This window comes from Kitasatospora kazusensis (genome assembly GCF_039529945.1).
GTDB classification, from domain to species: Bacteria; Actinomycetota; Actinomycetes; order Streptomycetales; family Streptomycetaceae; genus Kitasatospora; species Kitasatospora kazusensis.
In genome coordinates, this window is record NZ_BAAANT010000004.1 from 43,774 (window position 1) to 63,457 (window position 19,684).

Below are 19,684 nucleotides of genomic sequence, written 5' to 3' on the forward strand. Positions count from 1 at the left end.
TGCGGGGAGCAGTTCCCCGCACGGGCCCACCGCCGGCCACGGTTACCATCCGGCCTCGCGCCACCGGCACCACCGGCCTCCCGGCGCGGGTGCCGCCCGGCCTCCCGGCGCGGGTGCTACCGGGCCGCCGCCGACTCGAAGCCCTGCCGCAGCTGCGCACGCCGGAGCTTGCCGATGCCGGTCTTCGGCACGTCCTCCTTGGCCAGCGTGACCACCTGGCCGATCTCCAGCCCGAACCGCGCCGAGACCAGCTCACGGATCTGCCGCTCGATCTCGGCCGGTGCGAGGTCGCCGCGCGGGTGGAAGAAGACCGCGAGCTCCTCGACGGGCTCCCCCGCGCCGTCCTGACGAACCGTCACCGGTGAGACCACCGTGTACGAGGGCTCGACGAAGCCGAGCTCCTCGACCAGGGCCTCGATCTCGTGGCCGTGGTACTCGGCACCGTTGATCACGATCAGGTCGTCCACCCGGCCGGTGACGGTCAACGCGCCGTCCTCGATCACCGCGAGGTCGCCCGAGCGGAACCAGCCGTCCGTGGTGAAGCACTCCGCGTTGACCTTGGCATTGGCGTAGTAGCCGGAGGTCACCGGAGCCCCGCCCACCTGGAGCCGGCCGACGGTGCCGACGGGCAGCAGCTGGTCGTGCTCGTCGACCACCCGGACGGCGACACCCGGGTGCGGGCGGCCGACCTGGACGAAGCGCTCGTCGCCGGTGGCGTCCGGGTCGAAGACCGAGTCCACCACTCCCGCCGAGGTCTCGGACATCCCCCAGCCGGGGTGCATGCAGTCGCGCGGCAGCCCGAACGGGGCCAGCAGCTCCAGGAACTGGCGGATCACCGAGGCCTTGACGGACTCGCCGCCGTTCATGATGTAGCGCAGCCGGCTGAGGTCCCAGTCGCGCCCCTCGATCTCCGCGGCCCGGTCGTTGACCAGCCGGAAGGCGAAGTTCGGCGCCCAGGTGGTGTCCGCGCGGTGCCGGGAGATCTGGTCGAACCACCGGGTCGGGTCGGCCAGGATCCACGGGAGGCGGGCGTGCACCTGGGTGCAGCCGAGCAGCACGTCCCGGGCGTGGAACATCACCAGTCCGCCGATGTGGTCCAGCGGCATCCAGTTGAAGGTACGGCTGTCGCGCCCCAGCCCGCGCACCGCGGCGGTGGCGGTGGACCGGGCGATGATGTTGCGGTGGGTCAGCGCCACGGCCTTGGGGACACCGGTGCTGCCGGAGGTCAGCAGCAGGACGGCGAGGTCCTCCGGCCGGGCCCGGTGCAGCTCCTCGGCGGGCGCGTTGTCCCGCAGCCCGCCGATCCGGCCCAGCCAGCGGCCGGAGGCGGCCAGCTGCTCGTGCGGCTCGGGGCCGTCGTCACCGACGAGCACCCACGGGTTGTCGTAGCCGCCCCAGACCCGCTCGATCAGATCGGCGGCGGCCGCCTGGTCGTCCGCCGGCCCGGGCGCCAGCGTGATCGGGATCAGCCCGCCCAGTACGGCGGCCCAGAAGGCCCCGAGCAGGTCGGGCTCCGAACGGATCTGCAGCATCAGCTTGTCGCCCGCCCGGGCGCCCCCGGCCCGCAGGCCGGTCAGGATGCGCAGGGCGTCCGCCAGCAGCTCCGGGTAGGAGGAGTCGACGGCACTGCCGTCCGCCTGGACGTAGTGGATCAGCCCGGCGTCCGGCAGCCCGGCCGCCCGGACCAGGGCCTCGCCCAGGGTGTCCACCGGCAGTGCGGGGAGCGGGCCGCCGTCGAGGAAGGAGAGCAGCGCGGTGTCGGCCGTGATGACGCTCATGCCGCCACCGCCTCGGTGCCGTTGCTGCCGTTGACGTTGGCGGCGGCGGCGTTCGCGGTGCCGGTGCCGCCGTCCGCGACGCGGGCGACGAACAGCAGCGGGCCGCGCCCGATCCGCGGGCCCGGCTCCTTGCGGAAGCCGCCGTACTCGGCGACCACCTCGAACCCGGCGGCCGCCAGCAGGTCGCGCACCTCGGGCGCGGTCAGCACGGCCTGGTCGAAGAAGTTGGCGTACATCGAGACCTGGCCGTCGGCACCCCGGACGATCACGGTCTCCTCGTTCCGCCAGATCGCCGCGTGCGGGTTGACGGACTGCCGGGCGAGCCGGGTCACCAGCAGGCCGTCGCCCTGGTGGTGGGCGATGATGTTCGGCTGGTAGCCGTCCACGAAATTGAGCAGGTGGCCGATGTCGATCACCAGGTGACCGCCGGGCGTCAGCCAGCCGCGCACGTCGGCGAACAGCTGCTTCAGCTCGTCCCGGGTCAGCTGGTTGAGCGTGCTGAACAGGCTGTAGGCCAGGTCGAAGCGCTGCTCGGTGGTGTACTCGGCGGTGCGGGCGTGGACGTAGTCGACCTCGGCGGTCTCTCCGGCCGGCGCGGCGGCCGCCGCCTCCGCCGCCGCCTTGCGGGCGAACTCGGTGAAGCCGGCACTCTGGTCGACGCCCACCCCGGGGTGGCCGAGGGCGGCCAGCGCGCGCAGGTTCGTGCCGGTGCCGCTCCCGATGTCGAGGACCCGGCCGCCGGACGGCAGGTAGGAGGCCAGGAAGTCGGTCTCTGCGGTGACGTCGCGGAGATCCTTTCGGATCACCTCGTAGTACTCGCCGGGGAACTCGAAGCTGGACAAGGCGGAACCCTTCGGTGGTTGAGACACGGGTTGGGTCATGGGCTGGTGCGGGCGCCGGGCCGCCGGCGGCGGGGTCGGCCGGGACGGCGTCGGCCGGGTCGGGGTCGGCGGGGCCGGAGACTGCGGGGTCGGGGCCGGCCGGGACGAGGGCTGCGGAGGTCCGGTGGGTCTCACGCGGCGATCCGGATGCCGGGCCGGTGGCGGCGGTACTCCCCCGGGGCGACGCCGTAGTACTTCCGGAAGAGGCGGCTGAAGTGGGAGGCCCCGTACAGACCGGAGCGATCCCCGATCACGGCGACGGAGAGGTGGTCGAGCCGTGGGTCGCGGAGCTCCGCCCGGCTGCGCCTGAGCCGCTCGTCGCGGATCCAGCCCGCCGGGCTCTGGCCGTGGTCCCGGAAGAGCTTCTGCAGGTGGCGCAGTGAGATGTGGTGATGGCGGGCCAGCATCCCGGGCTTGAGATCCGGGTCGGCGAGGCGGCTGCGGGCGAAGCCCTTGATCCGCAGCAGCAGGTCCGGCCCGGCGAGTGGCGAGCGTGCGAGCTCGGCGGGCGCGGTGCGGTCGTAGGGCCCGTCGTACTCGTCGTACTCGGCGGGCGCGTCGTACTCGGCGTACTCGGTGCGCTCGGTGCGCAGAAGCTCCATGTCTCCCTCGCAGAGGCGTCATGGCCGCCCGAGAGCACCGGTCGGCCTATGTCTGGCAGCTCCCGACCATCAAAACATACCATCTTGGCGGTTTGCTATAGCCGGACGCCGGGACCTGGGGCAGAATGCCCGTCCGGCCCGCCCGAGCGGGTACGGACGGACCTTCCCGCTCCCGGTCGATCGGTCAGAACCCGTGCGCAGAATGACAATTGGGATCCGGCGGGGCCGGTTACCGTCGGCGGCGTAACGAGCCGTGCCGGACGCGCGGACCAAGGCCGCTGCGCGTGCTCCGGCGCTACCACCCAGAAGGGCCAGTCGTGACAATCAAGGTAGGCATCAACGGGTTCGGCCGGATCGGCCGCAGCTTCTTCCGAGCCGCACTTGAGCAGAACGCAGACCTCGAAGTAGTGGGCATCAACGACCTGACCGACCCGGCCACCCTCGCCCACCTGCTGAAGTACGACAGCACGCTGGGCAAGATCGGCGTGTCCGTGAGCGCGGGCGAGAACGCGATCGTGGTGGACGGCCGCACCATCCGCGTCACCGCCGAGCGGGACCCGGCCAACCTGCCCTGGGGCGAGCTGGGCGTGGACGTGGTGATCGAGTCCACCGGCGTGTTCACCGACGCGGAGAAGGCCAAGGCCCACCTGGTGGCCGGCGCCCGCAAGGTGATCATCTCGGCCCCGGCCACCAACCAGGACCTGACCATCGCCTACGGCGTGAACCACGAGGCGTACGACGGCGCGCTGCACAGCATCGTCTCCAACGCCTCCTGCACCACCAACTGCCTTGCCCCGCTGGCGAAGGTACTGGACGACGCACTCGGCATCGAGGGCGGTCTGATGACCACGGTGCACGCCTACACCCAGGACCAGAACCTCCAGGACGGCCCGCACAAGGACCTGCGCCGGGCCCGCGCCGCCGCCGACAACATCGTGCCGACCAGCACCGGCGCCGCCAAGGCCATCGGCCAGGTGCTGCCCTCGCTCAACGGCAAGCTGGACGGCTACGCGCTCCGCGTGCCCGTCACCGTCGGCTCGGCCACCGACCTGACGGTCGTGGTCGGCCGGGACACCACGGTCGAGGAGGTCAACGCGCTGTTCGCGGCGGCCGCCGAGGGCCCGCTGTCCGGCATCCTGCGCTACACCGACGAGCCGATCGTCTCCAGCGACATCGTCACCGACCCCGCCTCCTGCATCTTCGACTCCGGCCTGACCAAGGTCGTCGGCGGCCGCCAGGTGAAGATCGTCGGCTGGTACGACAACGAGTGGGGCTTCTCCAACCGCGTCGTCGACACCGTGCTGCTGATCGGCGCGAGCGCCTGACCATCCCACCGCACCGCCCGTGGGCCGGGCTCGGGGCATCCCGGGTCCGGCCCGTTTTCGATACTTCAGACACTCCCGATGCTTCAGATACTCCCGGTGCTTCCGACACTCCGACGCATCCGGCAGAGACCACCGCACTGCGGGCCAGTTCACCGCAGACCGCTTCGCAGGAGAGGGGCCGGCCCATGGCCAGGACAGCGAACCACCCGGGCGAGCAGGCCGTCCAGCAGCGCGCCCGCGAGGGCCGCGCGGGCTGGGGATCCCCGATGTTCGGCCCCGAAATCCCGCCCGGCTTCGACCAGTTCATGCAGCGGCAGCGGATGCTGGTGATCGGCGCGGTGGACGACGACGGGGCCGCCTGGTCGACGGTGCTCACCGGCGCACAGGGCTTCGTGCACGCCGTGGACCGGACCACGATGGCCGTGAACGCCGTTCCCGTGACGGGCGACCCGCTCGACGGCGTCTTCGCACGCGCCCGGGACATCGGGATCCTGGTCATCGAGCCGCAGAGCAGCCGGCGCGTCCGGATCAACGGCGTGGCCAAGCAGGACGGCGACCGCCTGGTGGTCATCACCGAGCAGGTACTCGGCAACTGCCCCAAGTACCTCCAGCAGCGGGCCCTGCGCCCGGACGCGACCGACCTCCCCGCGCCCACCACCCGCCACAGCACCGCTCTGGACGAGGCCCAGCAGCGCTGGATCACCGAGGCCGACACCTTCTTCATCGCCAGCCGGTCCCCCGACCACGGCGCGGACGCCTCGCACCGGGGCGGCGCCCCCGGCTTCGTCGAGATCGTCTCCCCGAACAGGCTCGCCTGGCCGGACTACTTCGGCAACTCCTTCTACATGACCCTCGGCAACCTCCAGCTCGACCCCGCCTGCGGCCTCACCTTCCTCGACTGGGAGCGGGGCCACGCCCTGCACGTCACCGGCAAGGCCCGGATCGACTGGGACGAGGACCGCGCGAAGGCCGTCCAGGGCGCCCTGCGGATGGTCGAGTTCGACATCGAGCGGGTCCTCCAGGTGGACGACTTCTCCCCGCTGCGCTGGCGCTTCCACGCCCCCTCGCCCTTCAACCCGACCACCTGACCACCTGACCACCCGACCACCTGACCCACCGAGCACGTGACTCCCGGCCAGCCGACCGCCCTATGACGCGACCGCCTTATGATCCGACTCACACTCACCGGGAACAGCAACGCCCCAATCAGGGCGTCGCTACGGTCGGGTCATGTCTGACAAGATCACCGGAGTCGGTCCGGAAGCGCAGCGGGAACGCCGGGAGCAGCTGCGGCAGCTCTTCACCACCCCGAACGAGTTCACCTCCTCCCCGCTCTACCGTGCGCTGAGCCGGACGGTGGCGGCCGAGGACGGGCTGCTCGACCTGGCCGGCCGGGGCCGTCACGGCCAGTACCCGACGTTCCTGTTCTTCGGCGCGGTGCACCAGCTGCTGCTGTCCGGCGTCGACCACCCGCTCGCCGGGTACTTCCCCTCCGTCGTCGGTCCGGGCCGGGACGCCGCACCGGCCGAGGAGGCGGGCCCGGCACTGGTCGCCTTCTGCGAGCAGTACGAGCGGGAACTGACCGAGGTGATCAGCACCCGGCTCGTACAGACCAACCAGGTGCAACGCGCGCTGGGCCTGCGCTTCGGGCTGAACACGATCGCGGCCCAGGCCGCCGGCCCCGTGCACCTGATCGAGGTGGGCACCAGCGCCGGGCTGAACCTGCGCTTCGACCGCTACGGCTACACCGTGGGCGGGCGGAGCTTCGGCGACCCGGCCTCGGCGGTCCAGCTCGTCGCCGAGCACTACGGCCCCGGCCCGCTGCCCGACCTCGACGTGCTGCCGGACGTCGCGAGCGTCCTGGGGGTGGACCTCAACCCGATCGACGTACGCGACCCCGACGCGCGCCGCTGGCTGGAGGCCCTGGTCTGGCCCGAGAACCACGACCAGCGGGCGCTCCTGGCCGCCGCGATCGACCTGACGGTGGCCGACCCGCCGCGGATCCTGGCCGGGGACGCGATCGACGTCCTCCCCGGACTCGCCCGGACCCTCCCGGCCGGCGAACCCCGCGTGGTGTTCCACTCGGCCACCCGGATGCACGTCCCCGACCACCGCCTGGCCGCCTTCGACGCGGCCATCGCCTCCCTCGGCGAGACCGGTCCGCTCTGGTGGCTCTCCGTCGAGGAGGCCCCCGACCCCGACCCCCGCCCGTCACCCACCCGCCACGGCGCCGCCCTGAACCTGCGCACCCCGGACGGCGAACGCCACATCCTCGCCGTGGTCGAGGGCCACCTCCGCTGGGTCGAGACCTTCCCGGCCGCCTGAGCCCGACCCGTGGCCGCGCCGGCCACGGCAGAAGCCCCGCCGCTCCGGCCACGGAGCGGCGGGGCTCCAGGCGCTCCCGACCGTGTGAAGGCTGATCAGCGCGATCGCGGACGCCTCGTCAGTAGGCCACCGAGATCCTGGTCCGCAGCGCATCGCCGCGTTCGATCCGGTCGGCGAAGGCGATCGCGTAGTCCGCGATGCTGATCCGGCTCCGGCCGTCGGGGTCGGTCAGGAGGTGGTCGCCGCCGGTGCGGTAGCGGCCGGTGCGTTCGCCGGGTTCGATCAGCTGGGCCGGGGAGATGTACGTCCAGTCCAGGTCGTCGACCTCGCGGTAGCGGGCGAGGGCCTCGATCTGGGCGAGGGCGTTGGCCTTCCACAGCTCGGGGAAGTGCGGGCTGTCGACCACCCGGACACCGGGCGCGGTGAGCAGGCCGCCGGCGCCGCCGAGCACCACCAGGCGCTTGACCCCGGACCGGCGCAGGCCCTCGATCAGGCCCTCGGTGGCACCGATCAGCACCTCCCGGTCGTCCTCCTGCCCGACCCGGGGGCCGACGGCCGAGGCCACCAGATCCTTCCCGGCGGCGAGTTCGGCCACCTGGCCGGGGTCGGTGACATCACCGGCGACCAGCCTGAGGCCCGCCTCGCCGCCGGTCGGGCCGGACCGCGTCACGCCGGTGACCTCGTGACCGCGCGCGACCAGTTCGGCCGCGACGACACTGCCGATGCTGCCGGTGGCCCCGAACAGCAGGATCTTCATCTGTCTCTCCAAGTCAGGAACTCGCTTTGCTACTAAGGGAGTTGTGCGGTCTCCAGCTCCAGCGTGTGGAACCCGCCCTGGAGGAAGATCAGCGGGCCACGGGCGTCGCGCGAACCCAGCTCGACCACCTCGCCGATGACCATCACGTGGTCGCCGATGACGAGTTCGTCGCGGAAGGTGCACTCCATCCAGCCGGCCGCCTCCAGCAGGACGACGCCGGTCCGCTCGCCCAGGTGGTGCGGCGTCTCGCTCAGCGAGGCCCGCCGGGACTCCGCGTTCCGGGCGAACGCCCGGGCCTCCGCCTCGGACTCGCCGCACAGGATCGACACGCCCCAGACCCCGGACTCCCGCAGGTCCTTGAGGAAACGCGAATCGAGCCGGAAGCAGAGCGATATGAGCGCCGGATCGAGCGAGACCGAGGTGAGCGAATTGACCGTGACGACGTCGTGCTCGCGCGTCCCGGAGCTGTCCGAGAAGGTGCTCACCACGCAGACCCCGGTGGCGAAGTGCCGCATGACTGTGCGCAGATCCTGGTTCATGTACGGCCTCCTGTGGTCGCGGGCAGGCGTACTCCGGTGGCAGCCCTGTTTCGCCTGTTCCCACGCTAGGCAAAGCCCTTCGCACACAGTTGCGCCGCCGCGCACGACCACTGGTTGGTCCGCGCACCGATGTGCCCGCACCCATCGCCCCTCCTGCGCACCTCCTACGCGCATCGGGACGAGCCCACCGGGTCTGCGGTCCTCCGGCGGCGCGGGTCCACGGGCCAAGGCCCCGCGAGCCTCAGGACGCCAGCCGCAGCGGCGCCTTCTCCTGCCACTTGAGGACCTTGTCGAAGCTCACGATGGCGCCGCGCAGCGGGTGGTTGCGGAGTTGGACGTGGTCGGTGAGGGCGTGGATCAGGAAGAGGCCGCGTCCGCTCTCGGCCGCCAGGTCGGGGAGGGTGTCGAGGTCCGGGGTGCGGGTCGCGGCGAAGGCGGGGCGGACGGCCGAGAGGACGTGGGTGTCGTACGGGGCGGGGCGGTCGCTGCGGGTGCGGGGCGCCGTCAGGGCGGGGGCGGGCAGGGTGGCGCGGCCCCGGCGGGTGCGGTTGCGGGCGCCCGGGCGGGGCGGGGGCGGGGCGGGCCGGCGGCGCAGCCGGGGCAGTGGGGGCGCGGCGGACGGCGGGGTGAGCGGCGGGAGCCCGGGACCCGAGTCGATCACCTCGATCCGCAGCCGGTCGCCGGAGATCGACGCGGTGACCTGGAAGCCCTCCTCGGGCCGGCCGCCGACGGCGTGCTCGACCGCGTTGGCACACGCCTCGGTGAGGGCGATGCCGAGGTCGAAGGAGACCTGCGGATCGACGCCGGCGCTGTCCATCGCGCCGAGCAGGATGCGCCGGGCCAACGGGACGCTGGCCGGGTCGCGCTTGAGGTGCAGAGTCCACCAGATGTCCACGGGAGGTCCCTCCTGGCTGCGGCTCCACATACAACTAGGTATCTCCGGCCGAGCGCGCGGTGAATCGTGTCACGGGGCCGGTACCGCCCGTTCGGCGGATGGACTGGGGCTGAAGGGTGTGCCGAGCGGCGCACGGGCGGGCGTGCACGCCGGGGCCGAACGGAGCAATGAGATGAATTTCCCCGACCCTCCCCGAGGCCCTCTTGTAGGCGGTGAGATGATGACCCGGCCATGAACGACGACCTCGCCGCCCCGCGCACAGGCGCCGCCCGACCCGGTTCGCCGGCTCCGGCCGCTGCCTGGGATCTGCGGATCGCGCGCGCGGTGCCGTTCGCCCTGGTGTGCACGCTGGTCGCCGCCGCCGGGCACGCCCTGGCCGGTGGCGGGGATGTCGCCCTCCCCCCGCTCGCGGCCGGGTTCGCCCTGGTCTGCCTGCTCGCCGCGCTGCTGGGCGGGCGGGAACGCTCGCTGCTCGCGATCGCCGGCGCGCTCGGCGCGGGCCAGTTCGGGTTGCACCTGCTCTTCCACAACCTCGGTTCGCCCGCCATGCCCGGCATGGGCACGGGCTCCGGCAACGGCCCGCTGACGCTCCACCAGGTCGCCGGGCGGCTGCTCTGCAACGACTCCCCGCAGGCCGGAGCGCACGGCGGACTCACCGTCGTACCGCTGGACACCACCCCCGAGCAGGTGGTCAGCGCGGCCGGGCTCGACCCGCACGCGTACGCGGCGACGGCCGCCGCAGCCCCGCACGCGGGCCTGCTCGGGCTGTCCCCCGCGATGCTGCTCGGCCACCTCGCCGCCGCCGCACTGGCCGGCTGGTGGCTGCGCCGGGGCGAGGCCGTGCTCTGGCGCCTGCTGCGGCTGACCGCGACCGTGGCGCAGGAGTACGCCGCGCCGCTGCGGACGGCGTTCGCGCTGCTCGCGGCCCTGCTGCTGGGCACCGCCGCCGGCCTGCGCCCGACCGGGCCGGGGCCGGAGCGCGCCGAGGACTGGCGGCTGCCGGCCGCCGCCGCACTGCGGCACAGCCTGATCCGGCGGGGCCCGCCGGTGGCCGCGTTCGCGCGCTGACCACTGCTCCCCCGGGAGCCGGGGTGGCGCGCACCGCGCAGCCGTACCGCCGACGTCCCGTACCGGACGTCCGGTCGCGGCCCCACCCACAGCCCCTGCGCACGCGCGCCGCTCCGCCGGCCCTGCCGCGTGCCCGTCTCCGCCGGAGAACCCCATGCGAACCACCCCTGCCCGCCGTCTCGCCGCCGTCACCGCCGTCGCCGGATCGGCCCTGCTCGCGCTGACCGTGCCCGCCTTCGCGCACGTGACCGTGCAGCCCGGCACCGCCACCCAGGGCGGCTACACCGCCGTCGCGTTCCGGGTGCCGGACGAGAGCGACACCGCGAGCACCACCAAGATCGAGGTCTCGCTGCCGGCCGACCACCCGCTCACCTCGGTGCGCACCATGCCGCTGCCGGGCTGGACGGCCGTGCTGGAGAAGACCAAGCTCGACAAGCCGGTCAAGACCGAGTCCGGTGAGATCACCGAGGCCGTCTCCAAGATCACCTGGACCGCCGACGCCACCGGCAAGGTCGGCCCCGGCCAGTTCCAGGAGTTCAAGGTCTCGCTCGGCCCGCTGCCCGCCGACGCCGACTCGCTCACCTTCAAGGCCCTGCAGACGTACGACAACGGCCAGGTCGTCCGCTGGATCGACGAGGCCAAGGACGGCCAGCCCGAGCCGGCCCACCCCGCGCCGGTGCTGACCCTCACCAAGGTGGCCGCGGCAGGTGGCGGCCACCAGATGGGCGGCGCCGTCACCGCCTCGCAGGACACCAAGGCCACCGACACCGCGGCGGCCAAGTCCTCCGACTCGACCGCCCGTACCCTCGGCGTGGTCGGCATCGTCGTCGGCGTGCTCGGCGCCGCGGCGGGCGTGGCCGGTCTGCGCCGCAAGAACAGCGGAACCGCCTCCTGACACCCGGTCGGCCGGGGCCGCGACCCGCGCACCGCACGCGCCGGGCACGCGGCCCCGGCCGACCGCAGCACCCACGATCGGATTCATCGCCATGGCACGCAGCACCACCCCCCGCCTGCTCGGCGCGGCCGCCCTCGGACTGGCCGCCGCACTCTCGCTGACCGCCTGCGGGTCCGGCGGCAGCGGCTCGGACGGCACCCTCACCGTCACCCGGGAGACCAGCAACTCGCCCTACCAGGGCACCACGCTCACCAAGCACTTCGACAAGCCCGACCTGGTGCTGCCGGACACCTCCGGGCAGCCCTTCGACCTGCGCAAGCAGACCGACGGCCACCCCACGCTGCTCTTCTTCGGCTACACCAGCTGCCCGGACGTCTGCCCCACCACCATGGGCGACATCGGCGTGGCGATGTCCAAGCTGCCGCCCGAGGACCAGAAGAAGATCGACGTGGTCTTCGTGTCCACCGACCCCGTCCGGGACACCCCGAAGGTGCTGCGCACCTGGCTGGACTCGTTCGGCAAGAGCTTCACCGGCCTGACCGGCGACCTGGAGAAGGTGAAGGCCGCCGCCAAGACGCTCGGCGTCATGGTCGAGGACCCGGTGGTGAACAAGGACGGCACCGTCACCTCCACCCACGGCGCCCAGGTGCTCGCCTACCTCCCCGGCGACGACAAGGCGCACCTGCTCTACCTGAGCAACAGCTCGGTGGACACCTACGCGCACGACCTGGCCCTGCTGGCGAAGGGGGTCCCGGCATGAGCCGGGGCTTCCGCCGCAGCGCGCTGATCGGCTCGGGACTGGCCACCGTGCTGGTCGCGGGGACCGTCCTGGTCAGCTGCGCCCGGAACGGTACGAGCATCGACGTCGTGGGGACCAGCCGGATCACGGTCACCGGCGCCTACGTCCCGCTGCCCGCCACCCCCGACGGGATGGGCGCCGGGTACCTGACCGTCCACAACGACGGATCGGGCGACGACCAGCTGGTCAAGGTGACTTCCCCGGCCGCCAAGTCGATCACCATCCACCGCTCGACCGACACCACCATGCAGGAGGTCGATGCCCTCCCGCTGCCGGCGCACAGCACGACCCCGCTGGAACGCGGCGGCAACCACCTCATGATCATGGGTTGGACCAAGGCACCCGCCGTCGGCGACGTGCTCGAACTCGACCTGACCTTCGCCAGGGGCACCAGCATCACCGTCCAGGCGCCGGTCGAACCCCTCACCTACCGACCCGGGAGCTAGCCCAAGATGCTGAAGAGACTCGGTGCGCTGCTGGCAGTGCTCGGTGCGGCGGTGGTGCTGCTGATCGGCGGGGCCGGGGCGGCCTCCGCCCATGCCGCACTGGTCTCCACCGACCCGGGTGAGAGCTCGGTGGTCCCCACCGCGCCGTCCGCGGTGACGCTGACCTTCAGCGAGGGCGTCACGCTCTCCGCCGACTCCGTCCGGGTGCTCAGCCCCGACGGCAAGGTGGTGGACACCGGAAACCCCGGCCACGCGGACGGCAAGTCCGACACCGCCCGGGTCGGCCTGAACAGCGGTCTGGCCAACGGGACTTACACCGTCGCCTGGCGGGCGGTCTCCGAGGACTCGCACCCGGTCGGCGGCGCCTTCACCTTCTCCGTCGGCGCCCCGTCGGCCACCACCGTCTCCGCCTCCGCCGTCGAGGGCGGCAAGGCGAACGGCCTGGTCGCCCTGGTCTACGGCACCGGCCGGGTGGTCGCGTACGCCGCCTTCGCGCTGCTGGCCGGGGTCGCCGCGTTCGTCCTGATCTGCTGGCCGAAGGGCGCGGCGGTCGCCAAGGTGCAGCGGCTGCTGATGACCGGCTGGGTGGGCCTGCTGGTCGCCACCGTCGCCGTCCTGCTGCTGCGCGGACCGTACGAGCGGGGCACCGGCCTCGCCCAGGCGCTGGACCTCACGCTGGTCCGCGCCACCCTGGAGGAGCGGATCGGCACGGCGCTCTCGGCCCGGCTGCTGCTGCTCGCGGCGGGCGGCGTCTTCCTCTCCCTGCTGGTCGGCCAGCTCGGCCAGCCCGCCGACCCGGCGGCCCAGGCCACCACGGACCCCGCACGCGCCGCAGAGACCGCAGAGACCGCAGACGCCGCAGCGGACCGCCCGGACGAGGCGGACGACGCGGACGAGCTGCACCGGCTGGAGCGGCGCGCCGCCGAACGCCCGCTCCGGGACGCCCGGCTCGGCCTCGGCGTGGCCGGGCTGGTGCTCGCCATCGCGCTCTCCGCCACCTGGGTCGGGGCGGACCACGCCTCGGTCGGCATCCAGGTCTGGCTCGCGCTGCCCGCCGGAGTGCTGCACCTGCTGGCGATGGCCCTCTGGCTCGGCGGGCTGGCCACCCTGCTGGTCGGGCTCCGCAACGGGCTGGAGACCGCCGCCGTCGACCGCTTCTCCAAGCTCGCGTTCGGCTCGGTCGCGGTGCTGGTCGTCACCGGCGTCTACCAGTCCTGGCGCGGGCTCGGCTCCTGGGGCGCGCTGGTGGACACCGGGTACGGACGGCTACTGCTGGTCAAGACCGTCTGCGTGGCCGCGATGGTCGGCGTGGCGTGGTTCTCCCGGCGCTGGGTGGCCCGCCTGCGGACGGCGACCGCCGACGGGGCGCCACTGCCCGCCGCTGCCACTGCCACTGCCACTGCCACTGCCGGTACCGCACCGGTCGAATCCGCGGCCGGCTCGGACGACCCCGCCCGGCGCGCTCAACTCGCCCGGCAGCGGGCGGCCAAGGTCAGCGCGACACTGCGCAAGTCGCAGGACGGCACCCCCGCGCACGCCGGGCTGCGCCGCTCGGTGCTGGTCGAGGCCGCCGTCGCGGTGGCGGTGCTGGTGGTCACCACCATGCTCACCAACTCCCCGCCCGGCCGGGTCGCCACCGCCGCGGCCTCCTCCCCGGCCGGCCCCGCCGCGCCCGGCGCCCCCGGCGCGGTGGCGAAGACCGTCGAGCTGAAGCTCCCGTACGACACCGGCGGGAAGGACCCGGCCGCCAAGGGCACCGCCACCGTCACCCTCAACCCGGCCGCCACCGGCCAGAACTCGCTGACCCTGAGCCTGGACGACCCGGCCGGGAAGCCCGTCACCGTCCCCGAGATCCAGCTCGCCTTCACCCTCCCCGACCGGGACCTCGGCCCGCTGGCCGCCTCACTGCTGCCGACCGGCACCGGGCGCTGGTCCGGCACCGTGCAGCTGCCGCTCACGGGGGACTGGGTGGTCTCGGTGACCGTACGGTCCTCGGACATCGACCAGACCACCGTCACCAAGTCGGTGAAGATCGGATGAGCGGGAGCGTCCAGGGCTTCTCCCGGCGCGCCGTGCTCGGCGGGGCGGGGGCCGGGCTCGCGGCCGGAGCCACCGCCGGAGTGCTGGGCGGCCGGGCGGCCGCCACTCCCGCCGCATCGGCCCCGCCTGCCCTCGGGCGGACGGCCGTCCCCTTCCACGGGACGCACCAGGCCGGGATCCTGCAACCGCAGCAGGCCCGGGTCCAGCTGGCCGCCTTCGACCTGACCGGCGGCGACCGGAGCGCGCTGCGGCAACTGATGAAGCGCTGGTCGGACACCGCCGCCCGGCTGACCCGGGGCGAACCCGCCGGCGACCACGAGAACCAGATCGCGACGGACGCGGGCCCCTGCGCGCTGACCGTCACCTTCGGCTTCGGCTCCTCACTGTTCGACCGCATCGGGCTGACCGCGCAGCGGCCGCCCGCCCTCGCCCCGCTGCCGGCCTTCCCCGAGGACGCGCTCGACCGGGCCCGCAGCGACGGCGACCTCTGGGTGCAGATCGGGGCGGACGACGCGCTCGTCGCCTTCCACGCCCTGCGGGTGCTCCAGCAGCAGGCAGCGGGCACGGCCTCGCTCCGCTGGCAGATGAGCGGCTTCAGCCGCACGCCCGGGGCCACCGACCGCGCCATGACCGGCCGCAACCTGATGGGCCAGGTGGACGGCACCAACAACCCGAAGCCGGACACGCCGGACTTCGCCGCCAAGGTGTTCACGGACGGTCCCGGCTGGTCGGCCGGGGGCTCGTACGTGGTGTTCCGGCGGATCCGGATGCTGCTGGACAACTGGGAGAACCTGCCCACCGACCGTCAGGAACGGGTGATCGGACGCCGCAAGTCCGACGGCGCGCCGCTCTCCGGCGGCACCGAGTCCACCCCCGTCGACCTGGCGAAGCAGAACCCCGACGGCATCCTCGCGATCCCCGCCGACGCCCACATCCGGGTCGCCGCCCCGGCCTCCAACGGCGGAGCCGCGATGCTGCGGCGGGGCTTCTCCTACCAGGACGGGCTGCTCCCGGACGGCTCGCTCGACGCCGGGCTGCTCTTCCTCGCCTTCCAGGCCGACCCCGCGCGCGGCTTCGTCCCGGTCCAGCGCAGGCTGGCGAGGGGGGACAGCCTGTCCCGCTTTCTGCGGCACGAGGCGAGCGGGCTGTACGTGGTGCCGCCGGGGGCGGCGGAGGGCGGGTACGTGGGGCAGGGCCTGCTCGACGGCTGACTCGCCGGGAGGTCGGCCAGGTGCGGGTCCTGCGCGCGGCGGAAGGTGCGGCGCCGTTGCTTCCGATTCGCGCAGTTCCCCGCGCCCCTGGGGAGCTACCCGAGTGCGGTGGGGGTGCCCGGGTGGTGGGACGGCGGGGTGTCGGGCGGGCGGACTGGCTAAGGTGGCACGTCGAGTACTCCTGAGCACCACCCCTTTCGCACGGAGGCGTCATGTCGGCCACCCGCTACACCTATCTGGGGCCCGCAGGCACCTTCACGGAGGCCGCGCTCCGCACGCTGCCCGAGGCCGCGACCCGGGAGTTGGTGCCGATGGCCTCCGTCCCGGCCGTGCTGGACGCCGTCCGGGTGGGCGAGGCCGCCGGGGCCTTCGTGCCGGTGGAGAACTCGGTCGAGGGGGCCGTCACCGCGACCAACGACGAGCTGGCCGCCGGTACGCCGCTGATGATCTACCGCGAGGTGCTGCTGCCGATCGCCTTCGCGCTGCTGGTGCGGCCCGGCACCACGCTGGCGGACATCAAGACCGTCACCAGCCACCCGGTCGCGCAGCCCCAGGTCCGCCGCTGGAGCTCGGCGCACCTGCCGGACGCCCGCTGGGAGGCCGCCGCCTCGAACGCCGACGGGGCCCGCCTGGTGCAGGAGGGCCGGTTCGACGGCGCCTTCGCGGGCGAGTTCGCCGCCCCGCTGTACGGGCTCGACGTGCTGGTCAGCGAGATCCACGACGCGGCGAACGCGACCACCCGGTTCGTCCTGGTCGGGCGGCCGGGCCGGGTCTCCTCGCCGACCGGCTCGGACAAGACCTCGATGGTGGTCTGGCTGCCTGAGGACCACCCGGGCGCGCTGCTGGAGCTGCTGCAGGAGTTCGCGGTGCGCGGGATCAACCTGATGCGGATCGAGTCCCGGCCGACCGGCGGCGGGCTCGGCAACTACTGCTTCCTGATCGACTGCGAGGGGCACCTCAGCGAGCGCCGGGTGAGCGAGGCGCTGATGGGGTTGAAGCGGATCTGCCCCAAGGTGCGCTTCCTCGGTTCGTACCCCCGGGCCGACGAAGGGGAGCAGTCCTCGCCGCGCGCGGGCACCTCGGACGAGGATTTCAGCGAGGCGGCCGACTGGCTCTCGCGCTGCCTGGACGGGCGCGGGGAGCTCTGATCCGGCCGCACTCGGGCGCTGGTCCGGCGCCTGGGTGCGGCACTCCCGTGCTTCGATCGTTCATGAGATGTTTCGACCGAATTCGACTGGACGAGTCGTCTTTTCGACCCGCCGGGAACTTCACCCACCCGGTGCAGCGACCGTCCGGTGCCTGCCGTCCCGGCGGGGGCCGGGCTTGTCCACAGCGCCGGAGCTCCGTCCACAGGCGGGCGGGGTGGAGAGTTATCCACAGCTGTCCACAGGGCTGGGGGTGAGTCGACAAACCGGCATATCCACTGGAGAACCGGTCAGACCATCTACTAGCACCTCAGAGTCGACTAATCGGACCAGAGTCACCCTCGATCCAGCAAATCACCCGTCCGAGTGCCGGAATTCCCTCACCTGAGAAGGTGAATCGAGGTTTCAAACCTCAATTCCTCTACGGATAGCCGGACAGTTCCTCACATTCCATCGATCCACAGCCCACGCCGGCCCCCTGTGGACAACTCCGCTCCCCGTCGCGGTTATCCACAAGACGGAGCGAGTTATCCACACCCCCGGACCGCCCCCCGGCAGCCCCTGACCTGCGCCCCCGCAGCGGAGCGGGGCAGCATCCCGGACGGCGGGACGGAAGGCGCGGTGGCAGACGGCGCCGGGCGGGATCCGGAACGGACGGATCCGCCCGCACTCCGCTGCGGAAACCTGTTCCTGAGCCGGGCCCTCTCCCCGGTAGGCTGGGCCCCGTGATTGACCTTCGCCTGCTTCGTGAGGACCCCGACCGAGTGCGCGCCTCGCAGCGCGCCCGTGGTGAGGACGTCGACCTGGTCGACGCCCTTCTCTCCGCCGACGAACGGCGCCGGTCGTCGGGCAGTCGCTTCGACGAGCTCCGCAACGAGCAGAAGACGCTCGGCAAGCAGGTCGCCAAGGCCCAGGGCGAGGAGAAGACCGCCCTGCTCCAGCGCACCAAGGAGCTGGCCACCGAGGTCAAGGCCGCCGACGCCGAGCAGACGGCCGCCAAGGAGGAGGCCGAGCGCCTCGTCCGCTCGCTCGCCAACCTGATCGACCCGGCGGCTCCGGTCGGCGGCGAGGAGGACTTCCTCACGCTGGAGGAGATCGGCACCCCGCGCGACTTCGCGGCCGAGGGCTTCGAGCCCAAGGACCACGTCGAGCTGGGCCAGATCCTCGGCGCGATCGACACCGAGCGCGGCGCCAAGGTGGCCGGATCGCGCTCCTACTACCTGACCGGCGTCGGCGCGCTGCTGGAGCTCGCCCTCGTCAACATGGCGATGGCGCAGGCCACCGCCGCCGGCTTCACCCCGATGATCACCCCGGCCCTGGTCCGCCCGGCCGCCATGGACGGCACCGGCTTCCTCGGCCAGGCGGCGGAGAACGTCTACTTCCTGGCGGACGACGACCGCTATCTGGTCGGCACCAGCGAGGTCCCGCTCGCCGCGTACCACATGGACGAGATCATCGACGCGGACAAGCTGCCGCTGCGCTACGCCGGGTACTCCTCCTGCTTCCGCCGCGAGGCCGGGACGTACGGCAAGGACACCCGGGGCATCATCCGGGTCCACCAGTTCGAGAAGGTGGAGATGTTCGTCTACACCACGCCGGAGGAGGCCGAGGCGGAGCACCGCCGGCTGCTCCAGTGGGAGAAGGACTTCCTGAACGCCCTCGAACTGCCCTTCCGGGTGATCGACGTCGCCTCGGGCGACCTCGGCGCCTCCGCCGCGCGCAAGTTCGACATCGAGGCCTGGATCCCCACCCAGGGCAAGTACCGCGAGGTCACCTCGACCTCCAACACCACCGAGTACCAGTCCCGCCGGCTCTCGATCCGGATGCGCGAGGAGGGCGGCAAGGTCCGCCCGCTGGCGACGCTCAACGGCACGCTGGTCGCCGTCCCGCGCGTGATGGTGGCCATCCTGGAGAACCACCAGCAGGCCGACGGCTCGGTCCTGGTGCCGGAGGCACTGCGGCCGTTCCTGGGCGGCCGCGCCGTGCTGGAGCCCGTCAAGTAACACCGGCCGGCAGCAGCACCGAACAGCAGATCCTTGGAGACGTACGGCAGATGAGCATCACCGGCCACCGACCCGACGTCTCCGCCGGTGGCGGCCCGCCCTTTCGGCTGGTCGCCACCGACCTGGACGGCACGCTGCTGAACTCGGCGGAGACCGTCTCGGACCGCACCCGCGACGCGCTGGCCGCCGCCGTCGCGGCCGGGGCACTGCACATCATCGTCACCGGCCGCTCGGCGACCTGGGCCCGCCCGGTCTTCGACGAGATCGGCTACACCGGGCTGGCCGTCTGCGGCCAGGGCGCCCAGGTCTACGACGCGGGCAGGCACCAGCTGCTCACCTCCGTCACCCTGGACCGCAAGCTCGCCGCCCTCGCGCTGGCGAAGATCGAGGCCGAGACCGGGCCGCTCGCGGTCGCGGCCAACGAGGACGGGCTCGACGGTGCGGTGCTCGCCGGCCCCGGCTACGCGCTGCAGATCGGTTCCGAACTGCCGATCCTCCGGGTCGACGGCTCCGAGCTGCTCGCCAAGCCGATCAGCAAGCTCTACATCCAGCACCCCCGGCTGACCGACGACGAACTGGCCCGGATCGGCCACGAGGTCGCGGGCGACCTGGTCGGCGTCACCATGGCCGGTCCCGGCGTGGTCGAACTCCTGCCGCTCGGCCTGACCAAGGCCACCGGGCTCGCGGTCGCCGCACACCGCCTCGGCGTCAAGGCCGCCCAGACCATCGCCTTCGGCGACATGCCGAACGACATACCGATGTTCGGCTGGGCCGCCCACAGCGTCGCAATGGCCAACGCCCACGAGCAACTGATCGCCGTCGCTGACGAGATCACCCTCAGCAACGACGACCACGGCGTAGCAGTCGTCCTGGAACGCCTCTTCCCCCGGCCGGTCAACCGGCACGGCTAGGGCCACGTGGGGGTGTGTCCCGGCCAGGGGCCGGGACACACCCCCACGTCCCCGGGCAGTGCGG

The 19,684-nt window shown here is 72.9% G+C and carries 18 protein-coding genes; 12 read left to right on the top strand and 6 right to left on the bottom strand.

What is annotated here, in order from left to right:
* Window positions 1-116: 116 nt before the first annotated feature.
* The 3 genes from ABD330_RS05185 to ABD330_RS05195 form a co-directional block, all read right to left on the bottom strand.
* Entirely contained in the window at window positions 117-1,778 is a 1,662-nt protein-coding gene (locus ABD330_RS05185; RefSeq protein ID WP_344461205.1) for an AMP-binding protein, read from the bottom strand.
* A complete protein-coding gene (locus tag ABD330_RS05190) occupies window positions 1,775-2,620 on the bottom strand; it encodes a class I SAM-dependent methyltransferase (protein ID WP_344461207.1) in 846 nt (281 codons plus the stop codon). The genes ABD330_RS05185 and ABD330_RS05190 overlap by 4 nt, the downstream gene beginning before the upstream one ends.
* Window positions 2,621-2,790: 170 nt before the next feature.
* Entirely contained in the window at window positions 2,791-3,261 is a 471-nt protein-coding gene (locus tag ABD330_RS05195; protein WP_344461209.1) for a helix-turn-helix transcriptional regulator, read from the bottom strand.
* 317 nt (window positions 3,262-3,578) lie between these two features.
* On the opposite strand from ABD330_RS05195, the gene gap reads away from it, so the two are divergent.
* The 3 genes from gap (at window position 3,579) to ABD330_RS05210 (ending at window position 6,911) form a co-directional block, all read left to right on the top strand.
* Window positions 3,579-4,586 (top strand): type I glyceraldehyde-3-phosphate dehydrogenase, encoded by a 1,008-nt coding sequence (gene gap, locus ABD330_RS05200; protein ID WP_344461211.1) that lies wholly within the window; start codon window positions 3,579-3,581, stop codon window positions 4,584-4,586.
* A gap of 185 nt (window positions 4,587-4,771) precedes the next feature.
* On the top strand, window positions 4,772-5,674 hold the full coding sequence (locus ABD330_RS05205; RefSeq protein WP_344461213.1) for a pyridoxamine 5'-phosphate oxidase family protein: 903 nt from the start codon (window positions 4,772-4,774) through the stop codon (window positions 5,672-5,674).
* 142 nt (window positions 5,675-5,816) lie between these two features.
* Entirely contained in the window at window positions 5,817-6,911 is a 1,095-nt protein-coding gene (locus ABD330_RS05210; protein WP_344461215.1) for a DUF2332 domain-containing protein, read from the top strand.
* 118 nt (window positions 6,912-7,029) lie between these two features.
* Here ABD330_RS05210 and ABD330_RS05215 read toward each other — a convergent pair whose 3' ends face one another.
* From ABD330_RS05215 to ABD330_RS05225, 3 genes are all read right to left on the bottom strand, one after another.
* Window positions 7,030-7,668, bottom strand: coding sequence for an NAD(P)-dependent oxidoreductase (locus ABD330_RS05215; protein WP_344461217.1), 639 nt, complete (start codon window positions 7,666-7,668; stop codon window positions 7,030-7,032).
* A 32-nt stretch (window positions 7,669-7,700) separates the two neighbouring features.
* Window positions 7,701-8,207: a flavin reductase family protein gene (locus ABD330_RS05220; protein ID WP_344461219.1), complete on the bottom strand. Its 507-nt coding sequence runs from the start codon at window positions 8,205-8,207 to the stop codon at window positions 7,701-7,703.
* A 241-nt stretch (window positions 8,208-8,448) separates the two neighbouring features.
* Window positions 8,449-9,102: an ATP-binding protein gene (locus ABD330_RS05225; protein ID WP_344461221.1), complete on the bottom strand. Its 654-nt coding sequence runs from the start codon at window positions 9,100-9,102 to the stop codon at window positions 8,449-8,451.
* Between the two features lie 231 nt (window positions 9,103-9,333).
* On the opposite strand from ABD330_RS05225, the gene ABD330_RS05230 reads away from it, so the two are divergent.
* The 9 genes from ABD330_RS05230 (at window position 9,334) to ABD330_RS05270 (ending at window position 19,620) form a co-directional block, all read left to right on the top strand.
* Entirely contained in the window at window positions 9,334-10,170 is an 837-nt protein-coding gene (locus ABD330_RS05230; protein WP_344461223.1) for a hypothetical protein, read from the top strand.
* Between the two features lie 154 nt (window positions 10,171-10,324).
* Window positions 10,325-11,065 carry a YcnI family copper-binding membrane protein gene (locus tag ABD330_RS05235; RefSeq protein ID WP_344461225.1) on the top strand — a complete coding sequence of 247 codons (741 nt, stop codon included), beginning with the start codon at window positions 10,325-10,327 and terminating at the stop codon, window positions 11,063-11,065.
* 91 nt (window positions 11,066-11,156) lie between these two features.
* Entirely contained in the window at window positions 11,157-11,825 is a 669-nt protein-coding gene (locus tag ABD330_RS05240; RefSeq protein WP_344461227.1) for an SCO family protein, read from the top strand.
* Window positions 11,822-12,310 carry a copper chaperone PCu(A)C gene (locus ABD330_RS05245; protein WP_344461229.1) on the top strand — a complete coding sequence of 163 codons (489 nt, stop codon included), beginning with the start codon at window positions 11,822-11,824 and terminating at the stop codon, window positions 12,308-12,310. The genes ABD330_RS05240 and ABD330_RS05245 overlap by 4 nt, the downstream gene beginning before the upstream one ends.
* 6 nt (window positions 12,311-12,316) lie before the next feature.
* Window positions 12,317-14,350, top strand: a complete 2,034-nt coding sequence (locus ABD330_RS05250) for a copper resistance CopC/CopD family protein (RefSeq protein ID WP_344461232.1) — start codon at window positions 12,317-12,319, stop codon at window positions 14,348-14,350.
* Window positions 14,347-15,561: an iron uptake transporter deferrochelatase/peroxidase subunit gene (efeB, locus tag ABD330_RS05255; protein ID WP_344461234.1), complete on the top strand. Its 1,215-nt coding sequence runs from the start codon at window positions 14,347-14,349 to the stop codon at window positions 15,559-15,561. The genes ABD330_RS05250 and efeB overlap by 4 nt, the downstream gene beginning before the upstream one ends.
* A gap of 212 nt (window positions 15,562-15,773) precedes the next feature.
* Window positions 15,774-16,709, top strand: coding sequence for a prephenate dehydratase (gene pheA, locus ABD330_RS05260; RefSeq protein WP_344461236.1), 936 nt, complete (start codon window positions 15,774-15,776; stop codon window positions 16,707-16,709).
* 722 nt (window positions 16,710-17,431) lie between these two features.
* Window positions 17,432-18,709: a serine--tRNA ligase gene (gene serS / locus ABD330_RS05265; protein WP_344461238.1), complete on the top strand. Its 1,278-nt coding sequence runs from the start codon at window positions 17,432-17,434 to the stop codon at window positions 18,707-18,709.
* A gap of 50 nt (window positions 18,710-18,759) precedes the next feature.
* Window positions 18,760-19,620: an HAD family hydrolase gene (locus tag ABD330_RS05270; RefSeq protein WP_344461240.1), complete on the top strand. Its 861-nt coding sequence runs from the start codon at window positions 18,760-18,762 to the stop codon at window positions 19,618-19,620.
* Window positions 19,621-19,684: the final 64 nt, after the last annotated feature.